This is a genomic window from Streptosporangium pseudovulgare, assembly GCF_014648055.1.
Taxonomy (GTDB): Bacteria; Actinomycetota; Actinomycetes; order Streptosporangiales; family Streptosporangiaceae; genus Streptosporangium; species Streptosporangium pseudovulgare.
Window position 1 is genome coordinate 232,120 of record NZ_BMQJ01000012.1, and the last position, 26,576, is coordinate 258,695.

29 protein-coding genes are annotated in these 26,576 nt (G+C 73.3%); 15 read left to right on the forward strand and 14 right to left on the reverse strand.

Annotated elements, in window-relative coordinates; genetic code table 11:
- Positions 1-9: 9 nt before the first annotated feature.
- The 3 genes from IEZ10_RS23780 to IEZ10_RS23790 form a co-directional block, all read right to left on the reverse strand.
- A complete protein-coding gene (locus IEZ10_RS23780) occupies positions 10-465 on the reverse strand; it encodes a hypothetical protein (protein ID WP_229811565.1) in 456 nt (151 codons plus the stop codon).
- Positions 462-896: a hypothetical protein gene (locus tag IEZ10_RS39145; protein ID WP_229811566.1), complete on the reverse strand. Its 435-nt coding sequence runs from the start codon at positions 894-896 to the stop codon at positions 462-464. Before IEZ10_RS39145 ends, IEZ10_RS23780 begins: the two co-directional genes overlap by 4 nt.
- Before the next feature lie 226 nt (positions 897-1,122).
- Positions 1,123-1,962: an SDR family NAD(P)-dependent oxidoreductase gene (locus IEZ10_RS23790; RefSeq protein WP_189248714.1), complete on the reverse strand. Its 840-nt coding sequence runs from the start codon at positions 1,960-1,962 to the stop codon at positions 1,123-1,125.
- Positions 1,963-2,084: 122 nt separating this feature from the next.
- On the opposite strand from IEZ10_RS23790, the gene IEZ10_RS23795 reads away from it, so the two are divergent.
- From IEZ10_RS23795 to IEZ10_RS23810, 4 genes are all read left to right on the forward strand, one after another.
- The gene (locus IEZ10_RS23795; RefSeq protein ID WP_189248715.1) at positions 2,085-4,658 is read left to right on the forward strand and encodes a sensor histidine kinase; all 2,574 of its coding nucleotides are present in this window, start codon (positions 2,085-2,087) and stop codon (positions 4,656-4,658) included.
- The gene (locus IEZ10_RS23800; RefSeq protein WP_189248716.1) at positions 4,658-5,065 is read left to right on the forward strand and encodes a roadblock/LC7 domain-containing protein; all 408 of its coding nucleotides are present in this window, start codon (positions 4,658-4,660) and stop codon (positions 5,063-5,065) included. The genes IEZ10_RS23795 and IEZ10_RS23800 overlap by 1 nt, the downstream gene beginning before the upstream one ends.
- A 190-nt stretch (positions 5,066-5,255) precedes the next feature.
- The gene (locus IEZ10_RS23805; protein WP_189248717.1) at positions 5,256-5,603 is read left to right on the forward strand and encodes a DUF742 domain-containing protein; all 348 of its coding nucleotides are present in this window, start codon (positions 5,256-5,258) and stop codon (positions 5,601-5,603) included.
- Positions 5,584-6,159, forward strand: coding sequence for a GTP-binding protein (locus IEZ10_RS23810; RefSeq protein WP_189248718.1), 576 nt, complete (start codon positions 5,584-5,586; stop codon positions 6,157-6,159). Before IEZ10_RS23805 ends, IEZ10_RS23810 begins: the two co-directional genes overlap by 20 nt.
- A gap of 89 nt (positions 6,160-6,248) precedes the next feature.
- Here the strand turns inward: IEZ10_RS23810 and IEZ10_RS23815 are convergent, their stop codons facing one another.
- From IEZ10_RS23815 to xylA, 6 genes are all read right to left on the reverse strand, one after another.
- Positions 6,249-6,620, reverse strand: a complete 372-nt coding sequence (locus tag IEZ10_RS23815) for a DUF742 domain-containing protein (RefSeq protein WP_189248719.1) — start codon at positions 6,618-6,620, stop codon at positions 6,249-6,251.
- Complete coding sequence (locus IEZ10_RS23820) at positions 6,617-7,003, reverse strand: roadblock/LC7 domain-containing protein (protein ID WP_179820950.1); 387 nt, start codon at positions 7,001-7,003, stop codon at positions 6,617-6,619. Before IEZ10_RS23820 ends, IEZ10_RS23815 begins: the two co-directional genes overlap by 4 nt.
- A 107-nt stretch (positions 7,004-7,110) precedes the next feature.
- The gene (locus IEZ10_RS23825) at positions 7,111-9,405 is read right to left on the reverse strand and encodes a sensor histidine kinase (RefSeq protein ID WP_189248720.1); all 2,295 of its coding nucleotides are present in this window, start codon (positions 9,403-9,405) and stop codon (positions 7,111-7,113) included.
- A 101-nt stretch (positions 9,406-9,506) separates the two neighbouring features.
- The gene (locus IEZ10_RS23830) at positions 9,507-10,208 is read right to left on the reverse strand and encodes a DUF998 domain-containing protein (protein ID WP_189248721.1); all 702 of its coding nucleotides are present in this window, start codon (positions 10,206-10,208) and stop codon (positions 9,507-9,509) included.
- Between the two features lie 181 nt (positions 10,209-10,389).
- On the reverse strand, positions 10,390-11,805 hold the full coding sequence (gene xylB, locus IEZ10_RS23835; protein WP_189248722.1) for a xylulokinase: 1,416 nt from the start codon (positions 11,803-11,805) through the stop codon (positions 10,390-10,392).
- Complete coding sequence (gene xylA, locus IEZ10_RS23840; RefSeq protein ID WP_189248723.1) at positions 11,802-12,965, reverse strand: xylose isomerase; 1,164 nt, start codon at positions 12,963-12,965, stop codon at positions 11,802-11,804. The genes xylB and xylA overlap by 4 nt, the downstream gene beginning before the upstream one ends.
- 85 nt (positions 12,966-13,050) lie before the next feature.
- On the opposite strand from xylA, the gene IEZ10_RS23845 reads away from it, so the two are divergent.
- On the forward strand, positions 13,051-14,277 hold the full coding sequence (locus IEZ10_RS23845) for an ROK family transcriptional regulator (protein ID WP_229811567.1): 1,227 nt from the start codon (positions 13,051-13,053) through the stop codon (positions 14,275-14,277).
- Positions 14,278-14,280: 3 nt separating this feature from the next.
- On the opposite strand, the gene IEZ10_RS23850 is transcribed toward IEZ10_RS23845, so the two are convergent.
- Entirely contained in the window at positions 14,281-14,907 is a 627-nt protein-coding gene (locus tag IEZ10_RS23850) for a Fic/DOC family protein (protein ID WP_229811568.1), read from the reverse strand.
- On the reverse strand, positions 14,852-15,166 hold the full coding sequence (locus IEZ10_RS23855; RefSeq protein WP_189248724.1) for an antitoxin VbhA family protein: 315 nt from the start codon (positions 15,164-15,166) through the stop codon (positions 14,852-14,854). Before IEZ10_RS23855 ends, IEZ10_RS23850 begins: the two co-directional genes overlap by 56 nt.
- A gap of 128 nt (positions 15,167-15,294) precedes the next feature.
- Here IEZ10_RS23855 and IEZ10_RS23860 point away from each other — a divergent pair, with 128 nt between their 5' ends.
- On the forward strand, positions 15,295-15,804 hold the full coding sequence (locus tag IEZ10_RS23860) for a VOC family protein (RefSeq protein ID WP_189248725.1): 510 nt from the start codon (positions 15,295-15,297) through the stop codon (positions 15,802-15,804).
- 15 nt (positions 15,805-15,819) lie between these two features.
- Here the strand turns inward: IEZ10_RS23860 and IEZ10_RS23865 are convergent, their stop codons facing one another.
- Positions 15,820-16,731 (reverse strand): DMT family transporter, encoded by a 912-nt coding sequence (locus IEZ10_RS23865; protein ID WP_229811569.1) that lies wholly within the window; start codon positions 16,729-16,731, stop codon positions 15,820-15,822.
- Between the two features lie 236 nt (positions 16,732-16,967).
- On the opposite strand from IEZ10_RS23865, the gene IEZ10_RS23870 reads away from it, so the two are divergent.
- From IEZ10_RS23870 to IEZ10_RS23895, 6 genes are all read left to right on the forward strand, one after another.
- Entirely contained in the window at positions 16,968-17,708 is a 741-nt protein-coding gene (locus tag IEZ10_RS23870; RefSeq protein WP_189248726.1) for a hypothetical protein, read from the forward strand.
- Positions 17,705-18,127: a phage holin family protein gene (locus IEZ10_RS23875; protein WP_189248727.1), complete on the forward strand. Its 423-nt coding sequence runs from the start codon at positions 17,705-17,707 to the stop codon at positions 18,125-18,127. Before IEZ10_RS23870 ends, IEZ10_RS23875 begins: the two co-directional genes overlap by 4 nt.
- A complete protein-coding gene (locus IEZ10_RS23880; RefSeq protein WP_189248728.1) occupies positions 18,103-18,810 on the forward strand; it encodes a DUF3618 domain-containing protein in 708 nt (235 codons plus the stop codon). Before IEZ10_RS23875 ends, IEZ10_RS23880 begins: the two co-directional genes overlap by 25 nt.
- 215 nt (positions 18,811-19,025) lie before the next feature.
- Complete coding sequence (locus IEZ10_RS23885) at positions 19,026-20,066, forward strand: YihY/virulence factor BrkB family protein (protein WP_189248729.1); 1,041 nt, start codon at positions 19,026-19,028, stop codon at positions 20,064-20,066.
- An 89-nt stretch (positions 20,067-20,155) separates the two neighbouring features.
- Positions 20,156-20,383, forward strand: a complete 228-nt coding sequence (locus tag IEZ10_RS23890) for a hypervirulence associated TUDOR domain-containing protein (RefSeq protein ID WP_189248730.1) — start codon at positions 20,156-20,158, stop codon at positions 20,381-20,383.
- Between the two features lies 1 nt (position 20,384).
- Entirely contained in the window at positions 20,385-20,714 is a 330-nt protein-coding gene (locus IEZ10_RS23895) for a DUF3140 domain-containing protein (protein ID WP_189248731.1), read from the forward strand.
- A 140-nt stretch (positions 20,715-20,854) separates the two neighbouring features.
- On the opposite strand, the gene IEZ10_RS23900 is transcribed toward IEZ10_RS23895, so the two are convergent.
- Complete coding sequence (locus tag IEZ10_RS23900; RefSeq protein ID WP_189248732.1) at positions 20,855-21,127, reverse strand: GlsB/YeaQ/YmgE family stress response membrane protein; 273 nt, start codon at positions 21,125-21,127, stop codon at positions 20,855-20,857.
- A gap of 420 nt (positions 21,128-21,547) precedes the next feature.
- Between IEZ10_RS23900 and IEZ10_RS40315 the strand changes: the two genes are divergently transcribed.
- Together IEZ10_RS40315 and IEZ10_RS23910 are read left to right on the forward strand one after the other, a co-directional pair.
- Positions 21,548-23,950, forward strand: coding sequence for a GH1 family beta-glucosidase (locus IEZ10_RS40315; RefSeq protein ID WP_189248733.1), 2,403 nt, complete (start codon positions 21,548-21,550; stop codon positions 23,948-23,950).
- Between the two features lie 226 nt (positions 23,951-24,176).
- A complete protein-coding gene (locus tag IEZ10_RS23910; protein ID WP_189248734.1) occupies positions 24,177-24,683 on the forward strand; it encodes an SRPBCC family protein in 507 nt (168 codons plus the stop codon).
- 194 nt (positions 24,684-24,877) lie between these two features.
- Here IEZ10_RS23910 and IEZ10_RS23915 read toward each other — a convergent pair whose 3' ends face one another.
- The gene (locus IEZ10_RS23915; RefSeq protein WP_189248735.1) at positions 24,878-25,345 is read right to left on the reverse strand and encodes a MarR family winged helix-turn-helix transcriptional regulator; all 468 of its coding nucleotides are present in this window, start codon (positions 25,343-25,345) and stop codon (positions 24,878-24,880) included.
- A gap of 98 nt (positions 25,346-25,443) precedes the next feature.
- Here IEZ10_RS23915 and IEZ10_RS40030 point away from each other — a divergent pair, with 98 nt between their 5' ends.
- Positions 25,444-26,436, forward strand: coding sequence for a nitroreductase/quinone reductase family protein (locus IEZ10_RS40030; RefSeq protein ID WP_189248736.1), 993 nt, complete (start codon positions 25,444-25,446; stop codon positions 26,434-26,436).
- The last annotated feature ends 140 nt before the right edge of the window (positions 26,437-26,576 follow it).

Here is a 26,576-nt window from a genome sequence, read left to right on the forward strand (position 1 = left end):
GGTTCGGGCTCAGTCTCCGCGGCCCGGACGGCGGACGAGGGTGGCCAGCAGGAGGACGACGGCGGTCTGGGCGAGCGCGCCCGAGGCGAAGGGCGGCGCGGGCCCCACCGTCTTGCTCACGGCGTACCACCAGCGGGTGAGCGGGGGGATGCTCTCCCAGGTCGCGGCGTACCGCTGGTCGAGGAAACCCGCATCGTAGTCGGCCGTGACGTGGAGGTAGACGCCGATCGCCGCCACCGCCAGCACGACCACCGAGAGCACCCACACCACGGCGACCGCCCACCGGGAGTCGCGGAGGGCGGCGATCACCACTCCCGCCGTCAGGAGGACCAGTGCTCCCCAGGGAGGAAGCTGGTTCCACGCCTGCCAGTGCCGCTCGGCGGCGAGTTCGAGGCCGGTGCCGAGGATGCTCACCGCGACCAGGGCGAGGAGGCCGGGCCGCAGCCAGGCGGAGCGGTCGTTCAAGGCTGGAGCGCTGAGATGATCTTGTCGATCGTGTCCTGGCCGGGGTTGTACTTGGCGAGCTCCTCGCGGAGCTTCGTGAGGCTGCGGTCGTCGGCGGGGTACGGCCGGTATTCCACGACCTCCTTCGCCCACCGTTCGGCGTTGGGCACCCCGGCGTCCCGGAGCGCGGTGGCGATCTGGCTCTCACTGGCGGTGTTCGCCGACACCTTGGCGAGCTGCGAGGTCGGGGCGCCACCGGGCGCGCCGCCGGGCGCCCCGCCGGGGGCGGAGGGGCCGCCGGGTGGTGAGGTGGCCGCGGGGGAGTTCGTGCCGCTGCCGGTCGTGGCGGGGGCGGAGGCGGTGGGACCGCCCGGCTGCCCCCCGCCGCACGCCACGAGGGTGGCCAGGGCGGCGAACGTCACCATGGCCCAGGTCGTTCTCCCGATCCTCATGCGAAGCCCCCCGCGCCTCATGTGAAGTCCCCGTGCGATGCCGGTGCCGTGTCAATCGTGAGATTGCCAGCGCCGGACCCGGAGAATCTTCGCGAAGCGCCAAAAGCGTCTGAGGATGCGGTCATCCGCCCAGGCCGGCCGCCCGGGTTCCGGGGTGCGTGCCGGGCCGGCGGGTCACCCGGGATCGCCCGGGACCGCGCCCGGCCCCGGTCGGTGTCCCCGGCGGCTAGTCCAGGCCCACGGCGGCGGCGCTGGCGTCCCAGAGGGCGCGGGCCAGCTTCGGGTCGCTCATCCCCCGGGGGACGGCGGCGGGGGCGCGGTCGGCGAAGTAGCGGCCCGGGTGGTCGGCGCCGTCCGGGTGGGTGGCGAGGTGGACCATCGTGCTCGCGCCCTCCTCCGCCGTCTGCCCCATGCCCGGGATGTGCTTCACCATCCACATCATGAACGTCCCCGGGGCGAACCCCGTCTTGATCACGCCGGGGTGGAAGCAGGTGGCGCTCACCCCGGTCCCCGCCAGCCGCCGGGCCAGCTCCACGGTGAACAGCGCGTTGGCCTGCTTGGAGTCGCCGTACTGCAGCCAGCCGCTCCACTTCCGCCGCTCGCGGTCGAGGTCGGCGGGGTCCAGTCGGCCCGACTTGCCCGCCCGGGACGAGGTGGTGATCACCCGGCCGGTCACCCGGTCCAGCAGCAGGTTCGTCAGCAGGAAGGGCGACAGGTGGTTGACCTGCATCATCGTCTCGTGGCCGTCGCGGGTGAGCGTCCGCTGCGTGGTCATCACGCCCGCGTTGTTGATCAGGATGTCGATGCGCGGGTAGCGTGAGCGCAGCTCCGCCGCGAGCGCCCGCACGTCGTCGAACGACGCGTAGTCGCACGTCAGCGTGTCCGGCGCGGCACCGGAGCCGGCATCCGGGCCGGAGGCGGCGGTCGCCTCGGCCACCCGGCCGGCCACCTCGGCCAGCCGTCCGGCGTCGCGGCCGATCAGCACGAGCCGGTGGCCGCGGCGGGCCAGTTCCACCGCGGCGGCCGCGCCGATTCCGGCACTGGCCCCGGTAATCACACTAATCATCAGATCCTCCACTGCGCCGAAACCTTAATCGGTGCTAGTCTCCTGTGCGATCTTCCGGAGGCGCATTCCATCCCCAAGCCGGTCACGAGCCTCCACATACTCACAGGTTGGGACGAGTGGGCATGGGCTCTGGAAACCGATCCATTCGGTTCAGGATCGTCTTACTGCTGCTCCTGCCCCTGGTGTCGCTCAGCGCGCTGTGGGGGTTCGCCCTCAACCTGACCGTCGGCGACGGAACCGCCCTCCTGCGGTCCTACGACCTCTACCAGGGCGTCGGCGTGACCTCCACCGAGCTGGGGCTCCAGGTCCAGGCCGAGCGGACCCAGTCCTCGGTGGCGATCAGCTCCCGGGTCGTCACCAGCGTGACGGGCGAGCAGCGCGGCCGCACCGACCGGGCCGTGACGAGTTTCCGGGACGCGGCCCTCGCCGCCGACCCCGACGGCCCGGAGATGAGCGCCGCGCTGGACGGCGTGCTCCGGCAGCTCGACCGGCTCCCCGGCATCCGCGCCGGCATCGACGGCGGGCGGCGGGACCGGCTGGACGCCCTGACGCAGTACAACCAGATCCTGGACTCGGTCTTCCTGCTGTACGACCAGCTCGTCGCCGTCCCGGAGGTCGGCATCTTCCGGCAGGCCGTCGCCCTGCAGTCGATGGGCAACGCCCGGGAGATGATCGCCCGGGAGAACGCCCTCATCAGCGGCGCGCTGATCGACGAACGGCTGTCCCGCCAGGAGCGGGAGGTCTTCGGTGAGTACGCCGCCACCCGCCGGTTCCTGCACTCGCGCGGCCTGGCGGCCCTGGACGGCGAGCTGGGCGGGCCGTACCGCGACATCTTCGGCTCCGCGGCCTTCAAGAAGTTCACCGAGCTGGAGGCGGCCGTCATCACGGCCCCCGACGACCAGCTCCCCGCCGAGCTGGGCGCCTGGAAGACGACCGTCGACGGCCTGGCGACCTCGCTCGACCAGCTCGGCGCCTCCGCCTCCGCCGTGCTGTCCGGACGCTCGGAGTCGGTGGCCACGGGCATCCTGACCCGGATCGCGATCGCCGGCGGCGTCGGCCTGCTCGCGGTGGTCGCCTCCATCGTCATCTCGGTCCGCTTCGGCCGCCGGCTGTCCGGCGAGCTGGCCGGGCTGCGGTCGGCCGCGCTCGACCTGGCGGACGTGCGTCTCCCGCGCCTCGTGGAGCGGCTGCGGCTCGGCGAGAAGGTGGACGTGCGCGCCGAGGCCCCGCCGATGGAGGTCGCCGGCGGCTCGGCCGAGGTCCGCGACGTGGCCCACGCGTTCGACTCGGTACGGCGCACCGCCGTCGAGGCCGCCGTCGGCCAGGCCGACCTGCGCCGCGGCGTCAGCCAGGTCTTCGTGAACCTCGCCCGCCGCAAGCAGGGGCTGCTGCACCGCCAGCTCACCCTGCTGGACGGCATGCAGCGCCGGACGAACGACCCCGACGCCCTTGAGGGCCTGTTCCGGCTGGACCACCTGACCACCCGCATGAGGCGGCACGCCGAGAGCCTGATCATCCTGTCCGGCGCCGCGCCGGGCCGGGCCTGGCGCAACCCGGTGCCGGTGCTCGACGTCGTCCGGGCCGCCCTGGCCGAGGTCGAGGACTACCGGCGGGTCAAGGTGGCGCCGATGCCCGCCGCCTCGGTCGACGGGGCCGCGGTGGCCGACCTCACGCACCTGCTCGCCGAGCTGATCGAGAACGCCACGGTGTACTCGCCGCCGCAGACCTCGGTGACCGTGCGCGGCGACGTGGTTGCCAACGGGTTCACCGTCGAGGTGGAGGACCGCGGCCTGGGGCTCAGCGCCACGGAGTACGCGATGATCAACGAGCGGCTGGCCACCCCGCCGGAGTTCGACCTGGCCGACAGCGACCGGCTCGGCCTGTTCGTGGTGGGTCAGCTCGCCGCCCGGCACGGCGTCCAGGTCACCCTGCGCAGCTCGCCGTTCGGCGGCACCACGGCCATCGTGCTCATCCCCCGGGCGGTGCTCGCCGAGACCGGCCCGCCGCTCGCCCCCGCCGCCCCGCGACGGCCTGAGGCGCCCGCGGGCGACGCCCCCAGGGCCGTCGCGCCGTCCCCGCTCGCCGCGGCGGGCGGCATCCGCCAGAACGGCGGCCGGCCGAACGGCTCGCGGTCGAGCGGAGGCCGCCAGGGCGGCGGCCTGCCCCGGCGGACGAGGACGACGCCCAGGCCCGGCGGCGCCCCCGGTGACGTCCCGGCCGGACGGCCGCCCCTCGCCGCGCCGACGCTCACCGTGGTGCCCGGGCCGCCGTCCACGGAGGCGGCTCCCGGGAAGGACCGCGAGACGGCCCCTGGGAAGGCTCCCGGGAAGGACCGTGAGACGGCCCGGCAGGCCGGCGGGACCGGCGAGGAGCGCGCGGGGCGGGTCACCGGCGTGGTGGCCGACGAGGCCGCCACCGCGGAGAACGACGCGGGGAGCGCCGCGGAGACCACCGGCCCCCGGGAGCTTCCCCGCCGGGTCCGGCAGGCCAGCCTCGTGCCGCAGCTCCGGCAGGAGACGGCGACTCCGGCCCAGCAGGCGCCCGCCGGGCCTGAACCCGAACCGGACCCGCCCGCCGAAGGCCGCTCGCCGGACGAGGTGCGGGCCCTGTTCTCCGCCTTCCAGGCGGGCACACGACGGGCACGCGAGGAGAACGAAGACTTGGCACACCACACGAAAGCCGACAAGAGGGACTGATGACCGGGAAGTTCACCAACACCGGCGAGTTGAACTGGCTCCTCGACGATCTGACGAGCCGGGTGGCCGCGGTGCGCCAAGCTGTGATCCTGTCCACCGACGGTCTGGCGGTGGGCTCCTCCAAGGGCCTCAGCCGGGAGGACGCCGAGCACCTGTCGGCGGTCGCCGCCGGGTTCCAGAGCCTGGCGCGCGGGGCCGGCCGCCACTTCGGCGGGGGCGAGGTGCGCCAGACCATCGTGGAGATGGAGTCGGCGTTCCTGTTCGTCACCGCCGCCGGGCAGGGCACGTGCCTCGCCGTGCTGAGCGATTCCGACGCCGACGTCGGCCACATCGCCTACGAGATGGCGATGCTGGTCAAGCGGGTCGGCCCGCACATCTCCACGCTCCCGCGCCAAGGACTCTCGTGAGTGAGCGGGACACCGGGCACGGCGTGCCGGGCGGTCGTCCCGCGACCCGCCTCCCGCGCGGCCGCCGCGCGGCGCGCGCGCCGTACGGTCGGCCGGTGACCCGCGTTCCGTACGGCCGCCACACGGTCCGTACGGCGTGCGGCCGGTCCGCCGCCCGCGCGCCGTACGGGTGCGGAGGGGAGCGGCCGTCATGACGCGGTGGATGGACGAGGAGGCCGGGCCCGTTGTCCGGCCGTACGCGCTGATCGGCGGCCGGACCCGGTCGTCCGGTGACGCGCTGGACCTGGTCTCGATGATCACCGCCACGGGGACGGTCCCGCCCGGCGGGTTCGTCCCCGGCCCCGAGCAGGAGCGGATCCTCTCCCTGGTCTCCACGGCGACCTCGGTCGCCGACATCGCCTCCGACCTGGACCTGCCCCTCGGCGTGGTCCGTGTCCTCCTCGGCGACCTGCACGACCACAAGCTGATCTCGATAGGGCGCGCCTCGGCGAGCGAGCGCATTCTCAAGGAAGTGATCAATGGACTTCGAGCCCTCTGACGAACCAGTCGCGCTCAAGATCCTCATCGCGGGCGGCTTCGGGGTGGGCAAGACGACGCTGGTCGGCTCGATCAGCGAGATCCGGCCGCTCCGGACCGAGGAGGTGCTCTCCGACCGCGGCATCGGCATCGACGACGTCGAGGGCGTGGAGGGCAAGCACACCACCACGGTCGCGATGGACTTCGGCCGCATCACGATCCGGGAGGGCCTGGTCGTGTACCTGTTCGGCACCCCCGGGCAGGAGCGGTTCTGGTTCATGTGGGACGAGCTGTCCTACGGCGCGCTGGGCGCGGTGGTGCTCGCCGACACCCGGCGGCTGACCGACTGCTTCCCCTCGATCGACTACTTCGAGCAGCGGGGCACGCCGTTCATCGTGGCCGTCAACTGCTTCGACGGCGCCGAACGGTACGAGGCCGACGAGGTGCGCTCCGCGCTGGACCTCGACGAGGACGTGCCGGTGCTGCTGTGCGACGTACGGCGCCGCGTCTCGGCCAAGACGGTCCTGGTGACGCTCGTCGAGCACTCCCTGAAGGTGCTGACGGCCGGCCAGCACTGACGGCCCGCCGGCCTGGACGAACTCGTGGCCCGCACTCCCGTCGCGGGCCACCGTTCCTCCCGCCGTCCCCCACCACGGCGGAAACGGGCTCAGAGCGCCCGGAGGCCGTTGATCACTTCCTGCAGGAGGCTCTCCACGGGCGGCGTGGCGGCCGGGACCGGTGACCGCACCAGGATGAACCCCTGGTCCAGCAGGTCGCCCAGCAGCACCTTGACGACTCCCATCGGCAGCCCGGCCTCCGAGGCGACCTCCGCGATGGGCCTGGTCCGCCGGACCAGGTCCAGCAGCCGCCGATGCTCCGATCCCAGGTGGACGGCGGTGGTGGCCGCCGCGCCGGTCGCCACCACCATCGACAGCACGTCGAACGAGGACGAGGAGGCGCGTGTGCGCCCGCCGGTCAGCGCGTAGGGGCGGACGACCGGACCGGCCTCCTCGTCCACCCACTCGACGTCGTCGCTCATTGCCCCGCCCGGGGGGTGGTGGCCATGTGCTGGCCGACCCGGGTCACCAGGCGGGCCATCTCGTAGGCGATCAGGCCCACGTCGGCGGCGCCGGTGGTCATGACCGCCAGGCAACTGCCCTGACCGGCCGAGGTGACGAAGAGGAACGCCGAGTCCATCTCCACCATCGTCTGCCGGACGGCTCCGCCGCCGAACTGCAGGCTGGTCCCCTTGGCCAGACTCTGGAACCCGGAGGCCACCGCCGACAGGTGGTCGGCGTCCTCCTTGCTCAGCCCGCGTGACGAGGCCATCATCAGCCCGTCGTTGGACAGGATCAGCGCGTGCGAGACGTCCGCCACGCTCGTGACGAAGTCATCCAGAAGCCAATACAGCTCACCCGGCACGTGGTAAAACCCCTTCCCCTGTGATGGTCGCGCTCGTTCGCGTGTCTACACCGGCCGCGGGCCGGCCCTCCCGTTCGGTGCTCCTCACCACCGTCCTCGGCCCGGTCTCAGTGCTCCTCACCGCCGTCCTCGGCCCGGCCGCGCCGCCAGCCGGCCTGGAGCGAGCTGAGCACCGCCCGCGCCTCCTCCGGTGATCGTTCCCCGGCCTGCCCGGCCGCGTCCGGATCATGCGACGGCCGCGGCGGGCTCGCCTGGCGGATCCGGCGGGGCAGGCCGTCCGGCCGCGGCGCGGTCCCGGCCGGCCCGGCGGGTTCTCCGGTCCCGGCGAGCCGTACGATCCCGGCCGCCCCGGCGAACTCGGCGCCTCCGGCCGGCTCCGCGCTCTCCGCCGGGGCCCCGGCGGGCTCCGGCGCAGTGGCCCCGGCGGCCCCGGCGGCCCCGGCGGGCCGTACGGTCCCGGCGGGCTCGCCGCCGGTCCCGGACGGTCCGGGGATCTCCCGCGGCGCCTGCCCGTCCGTCTCCGGCGTTCCCAGCAGCGACTCGGGGACCAGCACGACGACCCCGGTCCCGCCGTACGGCGAGGGCCGCACCGTCACCTTCGCCCCGTACCGTGCGGCCAGCATGCCGACCACCGCGAAGCCCAGCCGGTCGGTCTCGGCCGGGTCGAACTCCGGCGGGCTGGCCAGCCGCTCGTTGACGGCGGCGCGCTTCTCCGGGGTCATGCCGAGGCCGCGGTCCTCGATCTCGACCGTGAAGCCGTGACCGGCGAACTCGCCCCGGACAGACACCTCGCCCCCCGGAGGGGAGAAGGCCGTGGCGTTCTCGATGATCTCGGCGAACAGGTGCATCATGTCCGCCACCGCGTCACCGGCCAGGGTGGCGCCGGGCATGGGGTAGATCCGCACCCGGGCGTAGTCCTCGACCTGGGCGGCGGCGCCGCGCAGCATGTCCTCGATCAGGACGGGCGAGCGCCACTTGCGGCCCGCGGCCCCGCCGGAGAGGATCACCAGGCCCTCGGCGTGGCGGCGCATGCGGGTGGTCAGGTGGTCGAGCCGGAACAGGTTCTCCAGCGCCTCGGGGTCCTCGGCCTGCTTCTGCATGCCGTCGAGGAGCTTGAGCTGGCGCTGCAGCAGCGACTGGCTGCGCCGGGCGAGGCTGCGGAAGGACTGCGCGACGGCCTCGCGCAGCCTGGCCTGCTCCACGGCGGCGTCCACGGCGCGGTGCTGGACGCTGTCGAAGGCGGCGGCGACGTCGTGGACCTCGGTGGTGCTGCCCAGCGGCTCCAGCGGGGGCGCCTCGGCGGCCACGTCCACCGGCTCGCCCCGGCGCAGTTTCTCCATGACGCGCGGCAGCCGTACCTCCGCGAGGTCGGCGGCGGCGCGCCGGACCCCGGCGAGCTCACGGGTGAGGTTGCGGCCGATCCGGTAGGAGATCAGCAGTGAGGCGATGACCGCGACGAGGCCGAGCGCGCCGGCGATCCCGGCCTTGGCGAAGGTCGTGAGGGCCGACGGCGCCGCCCGGTCGGTGACCCTGTCGGCGGCCGCCGACAGCCCCTTCCAGTAGACGGCCTCCAGCCGGTCGGTGGTGGCCCGCCAGTCGGCCTCGGCGACCACGCCGCCGGACAGCAGGCGGTCCTCCATCTCGGTGAGGGCCCGCACCGGCTGCGACGACGGGGTCAGGCCGGCGAAGGGGGCGCGCATCCCGGCGTCGAGCTGCGACATGCCCTCCTCCATGAGGAAGGCCCGCTTGGTGGCGAACCGGCCGAACGACCGCAGCTCGGCCGGTGACAGACGGCGGCCCGTGGCCAGCGCGTCCGCGGCGAGCGCCCGCTCGTGGGAGAAGAAGGCCATCGAGTAGCCGACGGTGTTGACGCCGCGCATCTGCCGGGACAGGTCCGGGTCGTCGGTGATGGCCACGATGTCGATGAACCGGTAGAACGCGTCGGGCACCGGGCCGAACTCCCTGACGAGCTCGGTGGGCTTGATCCGGCCGCCGTCCACCTTGGCCCGCGTCGCGTCGAGCGTGTCGACCGCGGCGGTCAGGTCGGCGAACCGGGCCTTGGACGTCGGGCCCAGGCCCCCCAGGTCCAGCCCGTGCCGCGCCCCGTCACGCAGCCGGAACCGTTTCCTGTCGGTGACGGCGCGCTGGAAGGTGAGGGCGGTCCGGGCCTCCTCGGAGCGGACGGCGAGGTACTCGGCCGACAGGACGTGCTCGCGCTCCACGGCGTAGCTCACCTCGGTGGCGGGCGCGATGACGGTGTCGTAGAGGTCGTCGGCCTCCAGCAGGCTCATCGAGTCGCCGACGGTGACCGTCGCCGCGAATCCCCAGAGGGCCACCAGTGAGGTCAGCGGGATCGCCAGCAGAGCAGAGATCTTGAACCGGATGGACCTGCTCGATGCCATGTCACCTCAACGGTTCGGTCTCGGAGCGCGAGAGCGAGAACCTCCGGACGATCTTTAGATCGCCGACGAGGATAGCATCGGACAGGAGAAATATTCTTGTCCTATTTGTGACCTGTCAGAAAATAGTCATGTTCCCGGACAAGTCCCCCGAGAAGCGCCCGGCCCGCGCGTGGCGTGCGGGCGGCGTCCGGAACCCAGGCCAGCCACGCCAGCCGTACGGCGAGCACCCCGAGCAACGCGACCTCGGTGACCAGCAGCGTCCGCTCGGCCAGGCCGATCAGCACCCGGTCGCCCGGGAGCGCCACATAGGTGAGGGCCAGCAGCCCGAACCCGCCGGCCAGGGTCAGCCACTCCACCGGCCTGGCCACCACCCGCCACCGCTCGTCCCGGCCCAGCCCCGGAGCCATCAGCGCGCCCGCCGCGGGCAGCGCGAGGAAGGCCGCTATCGAGACGTAGCGGTGCACCTGGGCCCCGAGGTCCATCGCCAGGCCCGGGGCGACCGTCGGCACGACCGCGATCACGACCAGCGCCGCGCTCCAGGCCAGCATCAGCCGCTCGGCCACCGCGCCGATCGGGGCCCGGACCGCCCGCAGCCCCGCCACCAGAGCGAGGGACGCGACACCCAGGCACGCCATGGCGAACTCGGTGGCCCCGCCGCGGTCGAGCACGGCGTACTCGCTGATCGTCAGGTTGAGCGGATCCAGCTGCGGATCCGGGTCGATCTGACCGGCGATCGCGGCCACGACGGCCGCCGCCGTACCGGCGCAGGCGATCAGGGGGTAGAGCCTCTTCGACGCGAGCATGGACCCAGACTGTCCCGCGGACCCGGTTCCACACATCCGGCGGCGTCCCTGACCCGACCCTGAGCGATCCCCGAGATCCCGCCCCGTGGAGCGGGGTCCCGGGGACCGGCTGCCGGGTCGCGCCGCGGCCCGGGCCGGTCCGCGGGTTCCCGTACCGCGGGTTCCCGCCCCGGGCCGCCGCTCAGGCCGTGTCGCGGCCCCCGGTGTACCGGGCGCGGGCCTCGGCGTAGCGGGCCCTGATCTCCGGCACCGCGTCGGCCTCGAAGCTCCGGGAGCCGGCCCGGTCCCAGACCGGGGGCTCGTCCCCGCCCGCGACCAGCCAGGCGGCCTGCCGCGCCGCGCCGTCGGCGACGTACTCCCCCGGCTCCGGGACGACCACCGGCCGCCCGAAGACCGCCGGGGCGATCCGCCGCACCGCCTCCGACCGCGCCCCGCCGCCGATGAGCAGGACCCTGGCCGGCTCCAGCCCGAGGGCGTCGAAGGCGTCGGCCAGGTGGCAGAGCATGCCCTCCACCGCGGCCCTGGCCAGGTGGGCGGGGGTGGAGGTGGCCAGGGTCAGGCCGTGCAGCGTCCCGGTGGCCTCGGGCAGGTTCGGCGTCCGCTCCCCCTCCAGGTACGGCACGCAGACCAGGCCGCCCGCTCCGGCCGGAGCCTGCAGCGCGAGCCGGTCGAGGTCGGCGGGGCCGACCCCGAGCAGCCGGGCGGCGGCGTCGAGGACCCGGGCCGCGTTGAGCGTGCACACCAGCGGCAGGAACCGCCCGGTGGCGTCGGCGAACCCGGCCACCGCGCCGGTCGGGTCGGCGCTCGGGCGCTCGGCCACCGCGAACGCCGTGCCGGACGTCCCGATAGACACCACCACGTCGCCGGGTCCCGCGCCCACCCCGAGGGCGGCGGCCATGTTGTCGCCGGTCCCGGGGGCCAGCCGTACCGGGCCGGACGCCCCGGGCGAGCCCGGGACCCGCAGCTCGCCGGCCTCCTCGCGGGGGCCGAGCACGCGCGGCAGGCCGGGCACGGCGCCGAACGCCGCCTTGAGCAGGTCGGTGCGGTAGGAGCCGGTGGCGGGCGAGAAGTAGCCGGTGCCGGAGGCGTCGCCCCGGTCGGTGACCGGCTCGCCGTCCCCGCCGCCCAGCCGCCAGGTCAGCCAGTCGTGCGGCAGGCACACCCGCGCCGTACGGCGGGCCGCCTCCGGCTCGTGGACCGCCAGCCAGCGGAGCTTGGCCACCGTGAACGACGCGACCGGCACGCTGCCGACCGCCTCGGCCCACCGCTCCGGCCCGCCCAGCTCCTCGACCAGGTCGCGGGCGGCGCCGGCCGAGCGGGTGTCGTTCCACAGCAGCGCGTCCCGCACGACCCGCCCGGACTCGTCCAGGCAGACCATGCCGTGCTGCTGGGCGGCGACGCTCACCGCGGCGACGTCGTCGAGCCCGCCGGCCTGGGCGACCGCCTCCTGGAGCGCGGCCCACCAGGCGGCCGGGGCGACCTCGGTGCCGTCGGGATGGGCCGCGCGACCCTGGCGGACCAGGGCCCCGGTCTCGGCGTCCCTGATGACCACCTTGCAGCTCTGGGTCGAGGAGTCGACCCCGGCCACGAGCGTCATGCCCGGTCGCCCCCGCGGACCCCGAGGAGGTGGTCCATGGCGAGCTGGTTGAGGCGGGAGAAGTGGAAGCCGCGCGCCGCCGCCGCCTCGACGTCGAACTCGTCGTTCGCCAGGTCGGTCAGGGTCTCACCGGGGGCCAGCGTGGGCTCGGACAGCTCGGCGACCCTGCTCGCGGCGAGCGCCTCGGCGACCTCGGAGTCGGCGCGGAACGCCCGGGACTTCTCCTTCAGGATCAGGTACATCCGCATGTTGGAGGCGGCCGACACCCACACGTCCTCGGGGTCGTCGGTGCGGACCGGCTTGTAGTCGAAGTGCCGGGGACCGTCGTAGCCGCCGTTCTCCAGCAGGTCCACCAGGAAGAACGCGTTCTTCACGTCGCCGTGGCCGAAGACCAGGTCCTGGTCGAAGCGGGGGCCGTGCTGGCCGTTGAGGTCGATGTGGAACAGCTTGCCGTGCCACAGGGCCTGCGCGATGCCGTGGGCGAAGTTGAGCCCGGCCATCTCCTCGTGTCCCACCTCGGGGTTGAGGCCGACCCGCTCGGGGTGCTCCAGCTCGTTGATGAACGCCAGCGCGTGGCCGATCGTCGGCAGCAGGATGTCGCCGCGCGGCTCGTTCGGCTTGGGCTCGATGGCGAACCTGAGGTCGTAGCCCTTCTCGATCACGTAGGAGGTCAGCAGGTCGACGCCCTCCTTGTAGCGGCTGAGCGCGGCCCTGATGTCCTTGGCGGCCCCGGACTCGGCTCCCTCGCGCCCGCCCCAGAAGACGTAGGTCGTGGCGCCCAGCTCGGCGGCCAGGTCGAGGTTGCGCATCACCTTGCGCAGGGCGTGGCGGCGGACGTCGCGGTCGTTGCTGGTGAACGCGCCGTCCTTGAAAACGGGGTGGGTGAACAGGTTCGTGGTGGCCATCGGGACCTTCATCCCGGTCTCCGACAGCGCCTTCTTGAAGGCCGCGATCGCCCGCTCGCGGTCGGACTCGACGGCCAGCAGGTCGTCGTCGTGGAAGGTGACGCCGTACGCGCCGAGCTCCGCCAGGCGGTGGACGGTCTCGACCGGGTCCAGCGGGGGGCGGCTGGCGTCCCCGAACTGGTCACGGGCCTGCCAGCCCACGGTCCACAGCCCGAAGGTGAAGCGGTCCTCCGGCCTGGGGGTGTAGTCGCTCATCGCGTCCTCCTATTTAATCCACATTATGGACTTAATATGGTCCGGCAGGGTGGGATCGTCAAGAGGTGGGGGTTCCATGGGTTCCATGACGACGGGTTCCATGACGACGGGTTCCGGGACGACGGGTTCCGGGACGACGGGTTCCATGACGACGCAGGCCGTACGCCACGACTCGATGCGCGCCCGCAACCTCGCCGTGGTGCTGGGCGAGGTGCGCCGGAGCGGCCCGGTCACCCGCGCGGCGCTCGCCGAGATCACCGGGCTGACCAAGACCACGGTCTCCAAGATGGTCGGCGACCTGCTGGAGGCCGGGATGGTCGCCGAGTCGGCGGCGCCCCGCGACGGCGAGCGGGGCCGGCCGGGCACGGCCGTCTCCCTCAGCGGCGACCGGGTGGCGGCGCTCGGCCTGGAGATCACCGCCGGCCACCTGTCGGCCTGCGTGGCGGACCTCACCCTCACGGTTCGGCTCCGTTGTGCACAGGCTGTGGACAACCGGTCCCGCCCCCCTGTGGAAACCATGGCCCATCTGCAGGAACTTGCCCACAGGGCTGTGGACGAAGCACGTACGGCCGGCCTGTCCGTCGTCGGCTCCACGCTCGCCGTCCCCGGCCCCGTGGACGGCGGGCTGCTGCACACCGCGCCCAACCTCGGGTGGCGCGGCGTCCGGGCCGGCGACCTGCTGGACTTCCCGGTGACCGTGGAGAACGAGGCCAACCTCGCCGCGCTGGGCGAGCTGTGGTTCGGCGGCGGGCCGGGCGACTTCCTGCACGTGTCGGGGGAGACCGGCATCGGCGCCGGCCTGGTGGTCGGCGGCGAGCTGTTCCGCGGCGCGCACGGCCTGGCCGGCGAGCTGGGCCACGTGGTCGTCTTCCCCGACGGCCCGGACTGCCGCTGCGGCGGCCGGGGCTGCCTGGAGCGGTACGCCGGTCAGGAGGCGCTGCTCCGCGCCTCCGGCGCCGCCGGGGTGCCCGAACTGACCGAACTGCTGCGGGCCGGCGAGGCGGACGCGCTGCGCGCCTGTGAACGCGCCGGGCGGGCGCTGGGCGTCGCCCTCACCTCGGCGGTCAATCTGATGGACCCCGGGACGGTCGTGCTGGGCGGGATCTTCGCGCCGCTGTTCGAGTGGGTCGCCGGCCCGGTCCGTGAGGCGATGTCCACCCGGCTGGCCGGGATGCGCCGCTCCGTGCCCGAACTCGCGGTCTCCCGGCTCGGCGGCGACGCCGCGACCCTCGGCGGGGCCGGACGGGTCATCCACCGTGTCATCGCCGACCCCGCCCCCCACCTCCCCACCGCCCGCCCGGCGGTCCCCTGACCCTCAGCGGGCCACCAGCGCGTCGAGAAGGTCACGGAGCGGGCTGTTGTCACCTCGTAGCGAGGTCATCGAGGCGCGCGTGTTGGCCTCCGGATCGAGACCGGACCAGTCGACAGACCACCCCGCCTCACGGCTCAGCTGACGGAAAAAGGCCCGCTGCGTGCGGCCATTGCCTTCCCGAAAGGGGTGGATCGCGTTCACTTCCGCGTAGTAGTGGGTCAGCCGATCCACGAACTCCTCGCGGTTCAGGCGACGGAGGTGGCGCTCCTTACGCAACGCCCCGAACAGGTCCGCCGAGTAAGCCTCGATGTGCTGAGGCAGGCAGAACGGATCCGTCTTGGCGATCCCCACCACCCTGACCTCGCCGGCCCATGGATAGAGGTCACCGAAGATCTCCTGATGGAAGAGGCGGAGATGAGCGAGATCGTAGTCGCCGGGCAGGGTCCGGGTGCCGAGGTCCGCCAGCGCCGCCGCCGTCAGGCCCGCTTCGACCGTGCGGAGGCGTACGGGATCGGAGATTCCGAGTCGGTTGCGGAATACGCCGGTCTCCGGTCGACGTATGGATCGATGTTCACTACGCTCCGTACAGCGCCCGGACCAGCTCGCGCATGCGCTGGGTGCTGATCTCACCGCGCGCCCAGCGCTCCATCACAGCCTCGGCATCGGCCTCCACGTCGAGCCCTTCGGCGCGCACCGACGCCCGCGCCTGGGAGAGCGCCCGTTCGCGCTCGGCGGTCAGTTCATCAAAGACCTCAACGGGGACCATGACCGCCTCGGTTCTGCGATACGAGCCGACACCCACCGGTGTGCGATCACCGTTACGGAACCGTTCCAGCACGCTTGACAGCCGCTCGCGGGCCTCCCGCACGGAAAGCGTCTCGATTAACATGATTAAAGTGTACCCAGATGTGTACACGTTTCCCTTGGTCGGCGACAGATCTCACTCACACATCACATCCATCGCCCTCGTTCTGGCCGGGTAGACTGGTTGAAGGTTCAAGTTCTTAGGAGAGGGCCATGCCCGTCCAGCGGCTCAACCACGCGGTCCTGTACGTGCGCGACGTCGAACGCAGCGTCGCCTTCTACCGGGAGGCCCTCGGCTTCGAGGTCGTCATGGGCATGCGGGGTGCGGCGTTCCTGCAGGCCTCCGGCTCCGCCAACGACCACGACCTCGGCCTGTTCGAGATCGGCGCCCAGGCCGCCCCCTCGCCCGCCGGCCGCTCCGCCGTCGGGCTGTACCACCTGGCCTGGGAGGTCGACACCCTGGAGGAGCTGGAGCGGATCGCCGCCAGGCTGACGGAGATGGGCGCCCTGGTCGGCGCCTCCGACCACTCCACCACCAAGGCCCTGTACGCCAAGGACCCCGACGGGCTGGAGTTCGAGGTGTCCTGGCTCGTCCCGGCCGCCCTCCTCACCGAGGAGACGCTGCGCGGGCGCAGCCGCATCCGGCCCCTCGACCTCGCCGCGGAGAAGGAGCGGTACGGCGCGCACACCCGGGGCGGCGTCGGGGTCTCGACGCCGGCCTGACCGCGGGTCCCGGGTTCACCGTCCCGGAGCCCGCCTCCGCGAGACCGCCACCCCCGCCAGGCACAGCAGCCCGCCGAGGAGGGACAGCCACCCGGGGACCTCCCCCAGCACCGCCCAGGCCATCAGGACCACCAGCACCGGGACGAGGTAGGTCGTGGCGCCCATCTTGCCCGCGGTGGTGCGGGCGAGGGCGTAAGCCCAGGTGGTGAATGCCACCGCCGTCGGGAAGACGCCGAGGTACACGACATCCAGGGTCGCCGCCAGCGGGGCTCGGGCCGCCTGCGACACGAGTTGCCCGGCGAACGGCAGACAGGCCGCCGTGCCGACGAAGCAGCCGAACGCGGTGACCTGGAGCGCCGAGGCGTGGCGCAGCGCGGGCTTCTGGGACAGCACGCCCACCGCGTACGTCACCGCCGCCGCCAGGCAGAGCAGGACACCCGTCACCGACGCGTGCCCCTGGCCGGACATGGAGATCCCGACCACGACCGCACCACCGAACGACACCGCCATGCCCGCCAGCAGGCGGGGCGGGAACCCCTCCCCGAGCAGCCGGCCACCCAACAGCGCGATGAGCAGCGGGCCGATGTTCACGACCATCGCCGCGGTGCCCGCGTCCACCTCCTGCTCGCCCCAGTTCAGCGCGACCGTGTAGGCGCCGAACCACAGGACTCCCGAGACGAGGATGCCCGGCCAGGCGGCCCTCGGCGGCAATCCCTCGCGCCGCACCAGCAGGATGACCCCCAGCACCGCCGAACCCGCCAGCAACCGGCCCAGAGCGAGCGCCCCGGGGGAGAAGTACGGCGCCGCGCCGCGGATGCCGACGAACGCCGAGGCCCACAGCAGCACGGTGACGCCGGCCGCCGCCATCGTGCGCCGATCCAGCCGGGATTGCACCGCTTCTGCCTGGTTCGGCATGGTCTGTTTCATACACGGCACCTTATGGATCCCGTTCTTCGGCCGGCACCGAACCGTCCTCCCGCATGAGGGCCGGAGATACGGGAATGTCGGTCCCTTTTGTGGTTTTTCGTGGTCGATGCTGCCCTGCACCGACCGTTCGCGCCGAGGGGCAGGTCGAGAGCCCTTTCTTGCCGTTTACGAATGTGTTGAACCGCTGGGGGTAGCGGCGGTGCCAAGCGAAGACGCGCACGACTTTGGAGGCATCGGTGAACGAATTCCCAGCCGGGACGGGGGAGCGCTCCACGCTGAGCGACCAGCCCCACACGACGACCGAACACGCCAAGGCAGCCGTCGGAGAAGTGGCCGAGACCGCCAAGGACCAGACCCGCGCGGTCGCCCATGAGGCCCGGTACCAGGCGCAGAACGTCGTGGGACAGCTGCGCGACCGGGTGGGCGAGCAGAGCAGGCACCAGAGCCGCCGCGCCGCCCAGGGCATCCGCCAGTGGGCCGACGACCTCAGCTCGATGACCGACGCCGCCAAGCCCGACTCCCCGGTGACCAACGTGGTGCACCAGGTCGCCGGGACGGGCCGCCGCGCGGCCGACTACCTGGAGCAGGAGGGCCTGGCCGGGGTGGTCCGGGACGTCCAGAACTTCGCCCGCCGCCGTCCTGGAGCGTTCCTGATGGGCGCGGTGGCCGCGGGCTTCCTCGTCGGCCGGATGGCCAAGGCGACGACCGCGTCCCAGAACGACACCTCCGGCACGGCGTACCAGGGCTTCCAGGACGGCTACCGCCCGCAGCAGTACGCCCAGCCGGCGCAGCCGTACGGCCGGCCGACCGGCACGCAGTACCCGTCGGCCCAGCCGTACACCACGGACGGCACCTACACCACCGCCGACGCCTACGGCTCCGCCGAGCCGTACCCGTCGTCGGCCCAGACGCGGCCGACGACGCAGTACCCGTCCGAGACCCCTCCGTCGACCGCCTGGGACGGTGAGCCACGGTGAGCTCGCCCGCCTACGAACCGGGGTCGTCCGTCTACGAACCGGCCGAGCCGTCGCTGGGACAGCTCGTCGGCGAGGTCGGCGAGGACCTTTCCAAGCTCTTCCGCCAGGAGGTGGAGCTGGCCAAGGCCGAGATCCGCCAGGAGGCGTCCAAGGCCGGCAAGGCCGCCGGGATGCTCAGCGGCGCCGGAGTCGCCGGCCTCGTGGTCGCCCTCTTCGTGTCGCTGGCGGTCATGTTCGGCCTGGGCGCCGCCATGCCCCTGGGCTGGGCCGCCCTGATCGTCGCGGTCGTGTGGGCCGTGATCGGCGGAGTGCTGTACACCAACGGGCGCAAGCGGATGAGCGAGGTCTCCCCCAAGCCCGAACAGACCGTCGAGACGCTCAAGGAGGATGCGCGATGGGCGCGGAACCTGACGAAATAAGAAGAGAGATCGCCGCCACCAGGGCGGAACTGGCCGCCGACGTCGATCGGCTGGCCGACCGGACGAGCCCGTCGCGGATCATTCAACGGAGGACCGATCGCATGCGTGAGAAGCTCTACTCGGTGCGCGAGCGGGTGATGGGCACCCCGGCCCACGCCGCCCACCAGGCTCGTTACCAGGCCGGACACGCCGCCCACGGTGTCCGCGAGACCGCCGCCGACGCCGCCGGCACCGTCCGCGAGACCGCCGCCGGCGCGGTCGGCACCGTCCGCGAGACCGCCGCCGGCGCGGCCGACAGCGTCAGGCACGGCGCGCAGCAGGCCACCGAGATGGTCCGCGAGGCGCCGGAGCAGGCGATGCGCGGCACCCAGGGCAACCCGCTGGCCGCCGGGCTGATCGCCTTCGGCGCCGGGCTGCTCGCCGCGACCCTCATCCCGGCGACCGAGGCCGAGCAGCGCGCCGCCCAGCAGGTCAAGGAGCAGGCCGGCGACATGATGGAGCCGGTCAAGGAGGCGGTGCGCGAGTCGGCCCAGCAGCTGGGCCAGGAGGCCAAGCAGGTCGCCCAGGAGGCCGTCGGCCAGGTCAGGGACACCGCCGGCGAGGCGGCCAAGGCCACCGGCGACCACGCCCGCGACCAGGCCCAGCAGGTGACCGAGACGGCCCGTTCCTCCCACGGGGTCTGACGGGTCCGGTCCGTGGCGGGCGCCCGGCGGGAGCACATCCGGCCGGGGCCTCCGGGGGGACGCCTGACCAGGACCCGATCAGGGCGTCCTGGAGGACGCCCGACGAGGGCGCCCGACGGGGACGCCTGATGAGAGAACGCCGTCGCCGCCGCCCTCTCCCGGCAGGGGAGGGCGGCGGCGGGCATCCGTAAGCTGTGTTAAGAGAACGGTGCGCGATGATCCAGCACGACACTCCACGCCACGACGACCGGGGCGCGACCCGCGACCCCGGCACCGCCGACGGGCCGGCTCCGGAGAGCCCGTCCGAGCTTCCCAAGCGGTCGTGGTGGGGCGTGCTGAAACGCACCGTCAAGGAGTTCCAGCAGGACAACCTCACCGACTGGGCCGCCGGGCTCACCTACTACGCGGTGTTGTCGATCTTCCCGGCGCTGCTGGCCGTGGTGTCCGTGCTGGGGCTGTTCGGCCAGAACACCACCAAGGCGCTCACCGACAACCTGAGCGCCATCGCGCCCGGTCCCGCCCGGCAGACCATCGACGCCGTGCTCCAGGCCCTGCAGGGCAACCAGGGCGCCGCCGGGATCGCCACGATCCTGGGCATCGCCGTCGCCCTCTGGTCCGCCTCCGGGTACGTGGGGGCGTTCATCCGGGCGGCCAACGTCATGTACGAGATGCCCGAGGGCCGGCCCATCTGGAAGACCCTCCCGCTGCGCCTGGGCATCACCGCGGTCCTGGTGATCCTGATGGCGGTCGGCTCGGTCTCCGTCGTGTTCACCGGATCGCTCGCCCAGCAGACCGGAAGGTTCCTGGGCATCGGCGAGACCGCCCTGACCGTCTGGAGCATCGTCAAGTGGCCGGTCCTGGTGATCGTCGTGGCGCTGGTGCTGGCCCTGCTGTACTGGGCGGCCCCCAACGTCTCGCACCCCGGCTTCCGCTGGATCACCCCCGGCAGCCTGCTGGCCGTCGTGCTGTGGGTCGTCGCGTCCGCAGCCTTCGCGTTCTACGTGGCCAACTTCGGCTCCTACAGCAAGACCTACGCCGCCCTGGCCGGGGTCATCGTCTTCCTGATCTGGCTGTGGATCACGAACATCGCCGTCCTGCTCGGCGTGGAGTTCGACGCCGAGCTCGCCCGCGAGCGCGCCATCGAGGCGGGCGTGCCGGCCGACGCCGAGCCGTACGTCGAGCCCCGCGACACCCGCAAGTTCGACGAGGACGAGCGCGCGGAGGTCCGCAGGTTCGAGCGGGAGGAGCGCGGCTGACCCGCCGCGCGCCCCGGACGGCGGGAAGGCATAGCGGCCCATGCCCGTCCGTTGACCGTCCGATCCGCCGGAAGGGGTACGGGGTGCGTATGGGCGAGGAACACAGCGGCGACGAGCTGTCCGTCGGTGACGAGGTCACCTGGAACAGCCACGGCTCCACCGTGTCGGGGAAGGTGGAGAAGAAGATCACCGAGAGGACGGAGGCCGCCGGGCGCGTCGTCGACGCCTCGCCCGACGACCCTCAGTACCTCGTCCGCAGCGACGAGAGCGGCGGGAGCGCCGTGCACCGGCCGTCGGCGCTGCGGAAGAAGGGCTGACATGGCCGAGGACCGGGAGCGGATCTCCGCCGAGTTCGGCGAGGCGGTCAACATGACCGCCGCCGAGCTGGAGCGCTGGCTGCGGACCCCCGAGTCCGAGGCCGCCGGTGACAGGTCCGGGGGCGGCGAGTCGACGGGACACGAGTCCGGCCGCCGCATCACCGAGATCCTCCGCAAGAAGAAGGGCGACCTGTCCGACGACGACTACGCCCACATGCGGAAGGTGACCGGGTACGTCCACCGCCACCTCGCGCAGCGCCCGTCGGGGGACGTCACGGACACCCGGTGGCGGCACTCCCTGATGAACTGGGGACACGACCCGATCAAATAGCGCCCGCGCTCCCCCGCCGGCCGGGGACACGGCCGCTTGTGCGGCGTGTCCCCGGAACGTGCCGCGTCTTCGGAACCCGTGGCCCCGGAACCCGTGGCCCCGGAACGTGCCGTGCCCCCGGGGCCGCTCCGCGCGGGGCGTCAGCGGACGCTGCGCCTGCCGTACATGCTGGCGACCAGGAAGACGCCCAGCGCCGCCACGACGACCTGCAGGATCAGCTCGATCCAGTCGATGCCGCTCGTCATGCCGACCCCGATGGCCCTGGCGATCCCGGAACCGATGAAGGCGGCGATGATGCCGATCACGACCGTCAGCCAGATGGGGATGTTCTGCTTGCCCGGCAGGATGAGCCGGCCGAGGGCGCCGATGATGGCGCCGATGATGATGGCACTGATGATGCCGGTGATTGTCATGTTCCACACTCCCCCTGATCGCACGGCCTTCCGCCGTACGCCCCCCTGGAACCCGTATGCCCGGCGCGGAAAGAACGACACATAAGACAGATCATTGGTTTAAGTAATCATTATTGATTAATCACCTTTTCCACTTCGCGCGGAACCGCAGACCGCACGGCACGGCGGGGAACGGCGGAACGTACCGGGAATGACGGGCGCGGCGGGAAACCGGAACGTACCGGGAACGGCGGGCGCGGCGGGCCGAGGAAGCGGCGCGGCGGGCCGGCCGGGACCGCCGATCGACCCGGGAACGGCGGGCTCCGATGGCCACGGCGGCCCCGCTCGACGCCGGGCGCCCGGCACCCCGATGATTCAGATGTCCGCGACGACGGGGACGGCGGCGTCGCCGTACCCTCAGAAGCCAGGGGGCCGGAAACGATGACCGCGATGTTCACCGCCGCCGCCGGGGGGACGCTGTCCTTCCCCGGCGGCTTCGTCTGGGGGGCCGCGACCGCCGCCTATCAGGTCGAGGGGGCGGCGGGAGAGGACGGCCGCGGCACGTCGATCTGGGACGTCTTCGCCCACACCCCCGGGCGCGTCGCGGGCGGCCACACCGGCGACGTGGCCTGCGACCACTACCACCGCTACCGCGACGACGTCCGCCTGATGCGGGAGCTGGGCCTGGGCGCCTACCGCTTCTCGGTGGCGTGGCCGCGGATCCAGCCGACCGGTTCCGGCCCCGTCAACGCCGCCGGGCTCGACTTCTACGACCGCCTCGTGGACGAGCTGCTCGCCGCCGACGTCTCCCCCTACGTGACGCTGTACCACTGGGACCTGCCCCAGCCGCTGGAGGACCGCGGCGGCTGGACGGAGCGCGACACGGCCCACCGGTTCGCCGACTACGCGCGGATCGTGCACGACCGGCTCGGCGACCGCGTCGGCACCTGGATCACGGTCAACGAGCCCTGGGTGGTGTCCGTCCTCGGGTACGGCATCGGCGCGCACGCCCCGGGCCGCGCGTCCTGGCGGGACGCCTTCCAGGCCTCCCACCACCTCCTGCTCGCCCACGGGCTGGGGGCCCGGGCGCTGCGCGACGCGGGCGCCCGGGAGATCGCCCTGACGCTGAACCTCGCCCCCGTGACGACCCCCGGACGGCTGGACGACCCCGAGGCGGCGCTCTCCGCCGAGGACGCCGCGGCGGTGGACCTCGTCGACTGCCTGATCAACCGGCAGTTCCTCGACCCGGTGCTGCGCGGGGAGTATCCCGCCGCCGTCCTGGACGTCGTGGAGCGGGCCGCCGGCCTCGGGCACATCCGCGACGGCGACCTGGAGACCGTCAACCAGCCGCTCGATCTGCTCGGGGTCAACTACTACAACCCCTGCGTGGTGAGCGCCGAGCCCGGCGAGCCGGCCAACCCGGCCTACCCCGGCACCGAGGGCATCCGGTTCGGCGACGCCTACGCCCCCAAGACCGCCATGGGCTGGCCGATCGTCCCCACCGGCCTGACCCGCCTGCTCGTCCGGCTCTCCCGCGACTACCCGCAGGTCGGCCTGCTCGTCACCGAGAACGGCGCCGCCTTCGAGGACACGGTGTCCGGCGAGCACGTGCACGACGCCGACCGGATCGCCTTCCTGGAGGGCCATCTGCGGGCCGCGCACACCGCCGTCGACGCCGGGGCCGACCTGCGCGGATACCTCGTCTGGTCGTTGCTGGACAACTTCGAGTGGGCCGAGGGGTACGGCAAGCGCTTCGGGATCGTGCACGTCGACTTCGACACCCAGCGGCGGCTGCCCAAGGACAGCGCGCTGTGGTATCGCGACGTCATCCGGAACAACGGGCTGCGCGCCGGACGGGCCCGGCGCCCCACCCTGGAGGAGGTGGCCGCCCGCGCGGGCGTGTCCAGGTCGACCGTCTCCCGGGTGATCAACGGTGAGGCGGCGGTCAGCCCGGAGTTCCGGGAGGTCGTCATGAACGCGGTCACCGAACTCGGCTACGTGCCCAACTCGGCGGCCCGTAGCCTGGTGACCCGGCGCACGGAGTCGATCGCGCTGATCGTCCCGGACGGCGCCCGCGCGGGGGACCCGCTGTTCGCCGCGGCCGTGGACGCGGCGGGCCGGGAGCTGGAGCGGGCCGGCAAACGGGTCACGCTCATGTTCGTCGGCTCCCCCGCGGACCGGAGCCGGGTGGAGCGCCACCTGGCCGCCGGGCACGTGGACGGGGCCCTGCTGCTGCCGGCCCGGGGTTCCGACCCGCTGCCCGGCGCGCTGGCCGGAACGGGCGTCCCCGTCGTGTCGCTGGGCAGGCCGCCGGCCGCGGTGGCGCTGCCGTACGCCGGGACCGACGACGCGGGCGGGGCCGCGGCGGCGGTCGGACACCTGCTCGGCCGGGGACGGCGGCGGATCGCGACGATCCGCGGGCCGGTGGACCTCGCCGCCGCGCGGGACCGGTTCGACGGCTACCGGAACGCCCTGCGGGACGCCGCGTTCCGGTCGGCCGACGCGGTCGGCGACCTCGGCCGCGCCTCGGGGGCCGCCGCCATGCGTGAGCTGCTCGCCGCCGACCCGTCGCTGGACGCGGTCTTCGTGGCCGGCGACCTGATGGCGGCCGGCGCCCTGCACGCGCTGCGGGAGGCCGGGTTGCGGGTGCCCGAGGACGTCGCGGTCGTGGGGTTCGGCGACGAGGAGGACGCCGCCTACGCCGTCCCCCCGCTGACCACGGTGCGCGTCCCGTGGGCGGACCAGGTCCTGGCGGCGGTGCGCCTGCTCCTGCGCCAGATCGGCGGCGGCCCCTCGTCCTCGGTGATCCTCCCCACCGAGCTGGTCGTCCGGTCCTCCTCGTGACGCCCGCCGGTACGGCGGGCCGCCCGGCGCGGTGTTCCGGGCCCCGCCGTTCCGCGGCGGCGCGGCCGTCCGCGGCGGTACGGCGAGGCCGTCCTTTCCACCCTTGACCGGGACAGGGGTGTGCACCGGCGGGCCGATCGTCCATCGTTGGGGATGACGATTACGGAATCGTCTGCGAGACCGGAACAGGCACCGGGCGAGGTGCCGCGAGCACGCGGAGGCGGGCATGGAAGACCACGACGTCACGGGATCCAGGGTGGAGATCGAGACCACCGTCGGCCTGCCCCCGGAGCGGCTGTGGGACCTCATCACGGACGTGCCGCGGGTCGCCGACTGGAGTCCGGAGTGCGAGCACCTGGCCTGGCTGGACGCCGACGACGCCGCGCCGCGGGTCGGGGCGCGGTTCGAGGGGCGCAACCGCCGTCAGGACCGGGTGTGGACGGTGACGTCCGTGGTCACCGAGGCCGACCGCCCCCGCTCGTTCGCCTGGGTGGTGCTCGACCGCGCGGGCGACCCGGAGCGTCCCTCCTCCCGGTGGCGCTACGACCTGGAGCCGGCCGAGGAGCCGGGCCGGACCGTCGTGCGGCACAGCTTCGAGCACGGGCCGGGCGACAGCGGCCTGCGCGAGATGATCCGGAGCAACCCGGAGATCGCCTCGGTCATCCTCGACGTACGGCTGGGCGAGCTGCGCAAGCACATGACCGAGACCCTCGACGCGATGACCCGCGACTGAGCACCGCCCGTACCTTCTCCCGCCGCGCGGGGCGCGGTCGCGGCGCCGTCGGCCGCCGGGCCGCACCGCCGAACCCTCACCCGACGCCGGGCGCGAGACACGGGGCTCGGTGCTCGGGGCTCGGTGCTCGGGGCTCGGTGCTCGGGGCTCGGGGCTCGGTGCTCGGTGCTCGGGGTGACGCGTCCCGGGCACGGTCAGGTCTCGTTCCCCTCCTCCTCGGCGACCACGCGCTCGTAGGTCCGCAGCGTCTCGACGAAGATCAGCCGCTCCTCGGGGGTCAGCGGCTCCAGGGCGGCGCGCCAGGCGCGCGCCCCCTTCGCCAGCCACCTGTCGACCGCCTCCCGGTTGGCCTCGGCGATGCACACGATCGTGCGGCGGCGGTCGGCGTCGTCCTCGCGTCTCTCCACCACGCCTCTCCGGCTCAGGTCGCCCACCATCAGGCTCACCGTCGCGGGCGCCACCTCCAGGCGCGCGGCCAGCTCGTTGACCCCGAGGGGGCCGTCGAAGAGCAGGTACGACAGCAGCGACAGGTGCCGCGGGGCGAGGTTGAGCGACTGGAGCTGCGGCGGAACCTTGATCCGCTTGGTGCGCCCGACCATGCGGGGCATCAGGAGCAGCAGCGTCCGGATCCCGTCCTCGACGCTCAGGCCACCGGTTGACATACCTTGATCTCCAAAATAGCTTTGCCATCAAAGCAAAAGTTTCTCGTTGTCCGGAGGCTACCGAAACACGCCTCCGCGCGGATCGGAGGGATCGGCACGTGGCCGATGATTTCAACCAGCGGGTGATCGACGAGTTCCGCGCGAACGGTGGCAGGGTCGGCGGCATGTTCGAGGGCGCGCCGCTGGTGCTGCTGACGACCGTCGGGGCCAGGACCGGCAGGCCCAGGACCACCCCCGTCATGTACGCGCGGGACGGGGAGCGCATCCTGGTCTTCGGATCCAACGCCGGGTCCGACAGCCACCCGGCCTGGTACGGGAACCTCCTGAGGAACCCGCGTGTCACCGTCGAGATCGGGGACGGAGAGAAGGTCGAGAGCCGCACCGCGACGGCGACCGTGCTGCGCGACGCGGAGCGGGACGAGGCCTACGCCCGCCAGGCCCGGCTCGTCCCCGCCTTCGCCGGCTACCAGGCCGCGACCTCCCGCGTCATCCCGGTGGTCGCCCTGTACCGGGCGGACGACCCGCGGTCCCGGGCGATCGGCGACGAACTGGTGCGGATCCACGCGGGGATCCGCGAACGGCTCGCGGCCACCCGCGCGAAGGTGGACGAGGCCCTCACCGGCTCCGGGGACGTGAGCGGGGCGACGGGCACGGACCGGGGAACGACCGCCGAACCGGGGACGGGGACCGGGCGGGGAACGGGAACCGGCCCGGCCGCCGGGCCGGGCATCGGGTTCACCGCCGACCTCGGCGCCGGCATCGGCGCCGAGCTGCGCGAACACTGCCTGACGCTCTGCTCCGCGCTCCACGAGCACCACACCCGCGAGGACGGCACCGGTTTCCCGCTCCTGGAGCGCCGGTTCCCCGGCCTCCGCCCCGCGCTGGAGAGGCTGCGGAGCGAGCACGTCCACCTGGCGGACCTCATCCGCCAGGTGGAGGAGCTGTTCTCCGGCTCCCCCACGGCGGACCCGGAGCGGATCGGCAAGGAACTCGACCGGCTGACCGCCGAGATCGAGGCGCACTTCGCCTACGAGGAGGAACACCTCGTCGGGGCGCTCAACGCGCTGGACGCCGAACAGCCGCCGCGCTGAGACCGTGGACGCCCCAACGGAGCCGTGACCGCGAGCCGTCCGCGCCGAGACGGCGAACCGTCCCGCGTCGAGACCGTGGCCACCCACCGGGACCGCGGACCGCTCCGCGCCGGAGCCGTACGGCCGCCGGGGCGGGTGGC

Bases quoted from the DNA above. Each gene is read 5' to 3' on its own strand.
- IEZ10_RS39145 (WP_229811566.1), bottom strand. From the start codon at position 896: ATGAGGATCGGGAGAACGACCTGGGCCATGGTGACGTTCGCCGCCCTG.
- IEZ10_RS23790 (WP_189248714.1), bottom strand. From the start codon at position 1,962: ATGATTAGTGTGATTACCGGGGCCAGTGCCGGAATCGGCGCGGCCGCC.
- IEZ10_RS23795 (WP_189248715.1), top strand. From the start codon at position 2,085: ATGGGCTCTGGAAACCGATCCATTCGGTTCAGGATCGTCTTACTGCTG.
- IEZ10_RS23800 (WP_189248716.1), top strand. From the start codon at position 4,658: ATGACCGGGAAGTTCACCAACACCGGCGAGTTGAACTGGCTCCTCGAC.
- IEZ10_RS23805 (WP_189248717.1), top strand. From the start codon at position 5,256: ATGACGCGGTGGATGGACGAGGAGGCCGGGCCCGTTGTCCGGCCGTAC.
- IEZ10_RS23810 (WP_189248718.1), top strand. From the start codon at position 5,584: ATGGACTTCGAGCCCTCTGACGAACCAGTCGCGCTCAAGATCCTCATC.
- IEZ10_RS23815 (WP_189248719.1), bottom strand. From the start codon at position 6,620: ATGAGCGACGACGTCGAGTGGGTGGACGAGGAGGCCGGTCCGGTCGTC.
- IEZ10_RS23825 (WP_189248720.1), bottom strand. From the start codon at position 9,405: ATGGCATCGAGCAGGTCCATCCGGTTCAAGATCTCTGCTCTGCTGGCG.
- IEZ10_RS23830 (WP_189248721.1), bottom strand. From the start codon at position 10,208: ATGCTCGCGTCGAAGAGGCTCTACCCCCTGATCGCCTGCGCCGGTACG.
- xylB (WP_189248722.1), bottom strand. From the start codon at position 11,805: ATGACGCTCGTGGCCGGGGTCGACTCCTCGACCCAGAGCTGCAAGGTG.
- xylA (WP_189248723.1), bottom strand. From the start codon at position 12,965: ATGAGCGACTACACCCCCAGGCCGGAGGACCGCTTCACCTTCGGGCTG.
- IEZ10_RS23845 (WP_229811567.1), top strand. From the start codon at position 13,051: ATGACGACGGGTTCCATGACGACGGGTTCCGGGACGACGGGTTCCGGG.
- IEZ10_RS23855 (WP_189248724.1), bottom strand. From the start codon at position 15,166: ATGTTAATCGAGACGCTTTCCGTGCGGGAGGCCCGCGAGCGGCTGTCA.
- IEZ10_RS23860 (WP_189248725.1), top strand. From the start codon at position 15,295: ATGCCCGTCCAGCGGCTCAACCACGCGGTCCTGTACGTGCGCGACGTC.
- IEZ10_RS23865 (WP_229811569.1), bottom strand. From the start codon at position 16,731: ATGAAACAGACCATGCCGAACCAGGCAGAAGCGGTGCAATCCCGGCTG.
- IEZ10_RS23880 (WP_189248728.1), top strand. From the start codon at position 18,103: ATGGGCGCGGAACCTGACGAAATAAGAAGAGAGATCGCCGCCACCAGG.
- IEZ10_RS23885 (WP_189248729.1), top strand. From the start codon at position 19,026: ATGATCCAGCACGACACTCCACGCCACGACGACCGGGGCGCGACCCGC.
- IEZ10_RS23890 (WP_189248730.1), top strand. From the start codon at position 20,156: ATGGGCGAGGAACACAGCGGCGACGAGCTGTCCGTCGGTGACGAGGTC.
- IEZ10_RS23895 (WP_189248731.1), top strand. From the start codon at position 20,385: ATGGCCGAGGACCGGGAGCGGATCTCCGCCGAGTTCGGCGAGGCGGTC.
- IEZ10_RS23900 (WP_189248732.1), bottom strand. From the start codon at position 21,127: ATGACAATCACCGGCATCATCAGTGCCATCATCATCGGCGCCATCATC.
- IEZ10_RS40315 (WP_189248733.1), top strand. From the start codon at position 21,548: ATGACCGCGATGTTCACCGCCGCCGCCGGGGGGACGCTGTCCTTCCCC.
- IEZ10_RS23910 (WP_189248734.1), top strand. From the start codon at position 24,177: ATGGAAGACCACGACGTCACGGGATCCAGGGTGGAGATCGAGACCACC.
- IEZ10_RS23915 (WP_189248735.1), bottom strand. From the start codon at position 25,345: ATGTCAACCGGTGGCCTGAGCGTCGAGGACGGGATCCGGACGCTGCTG.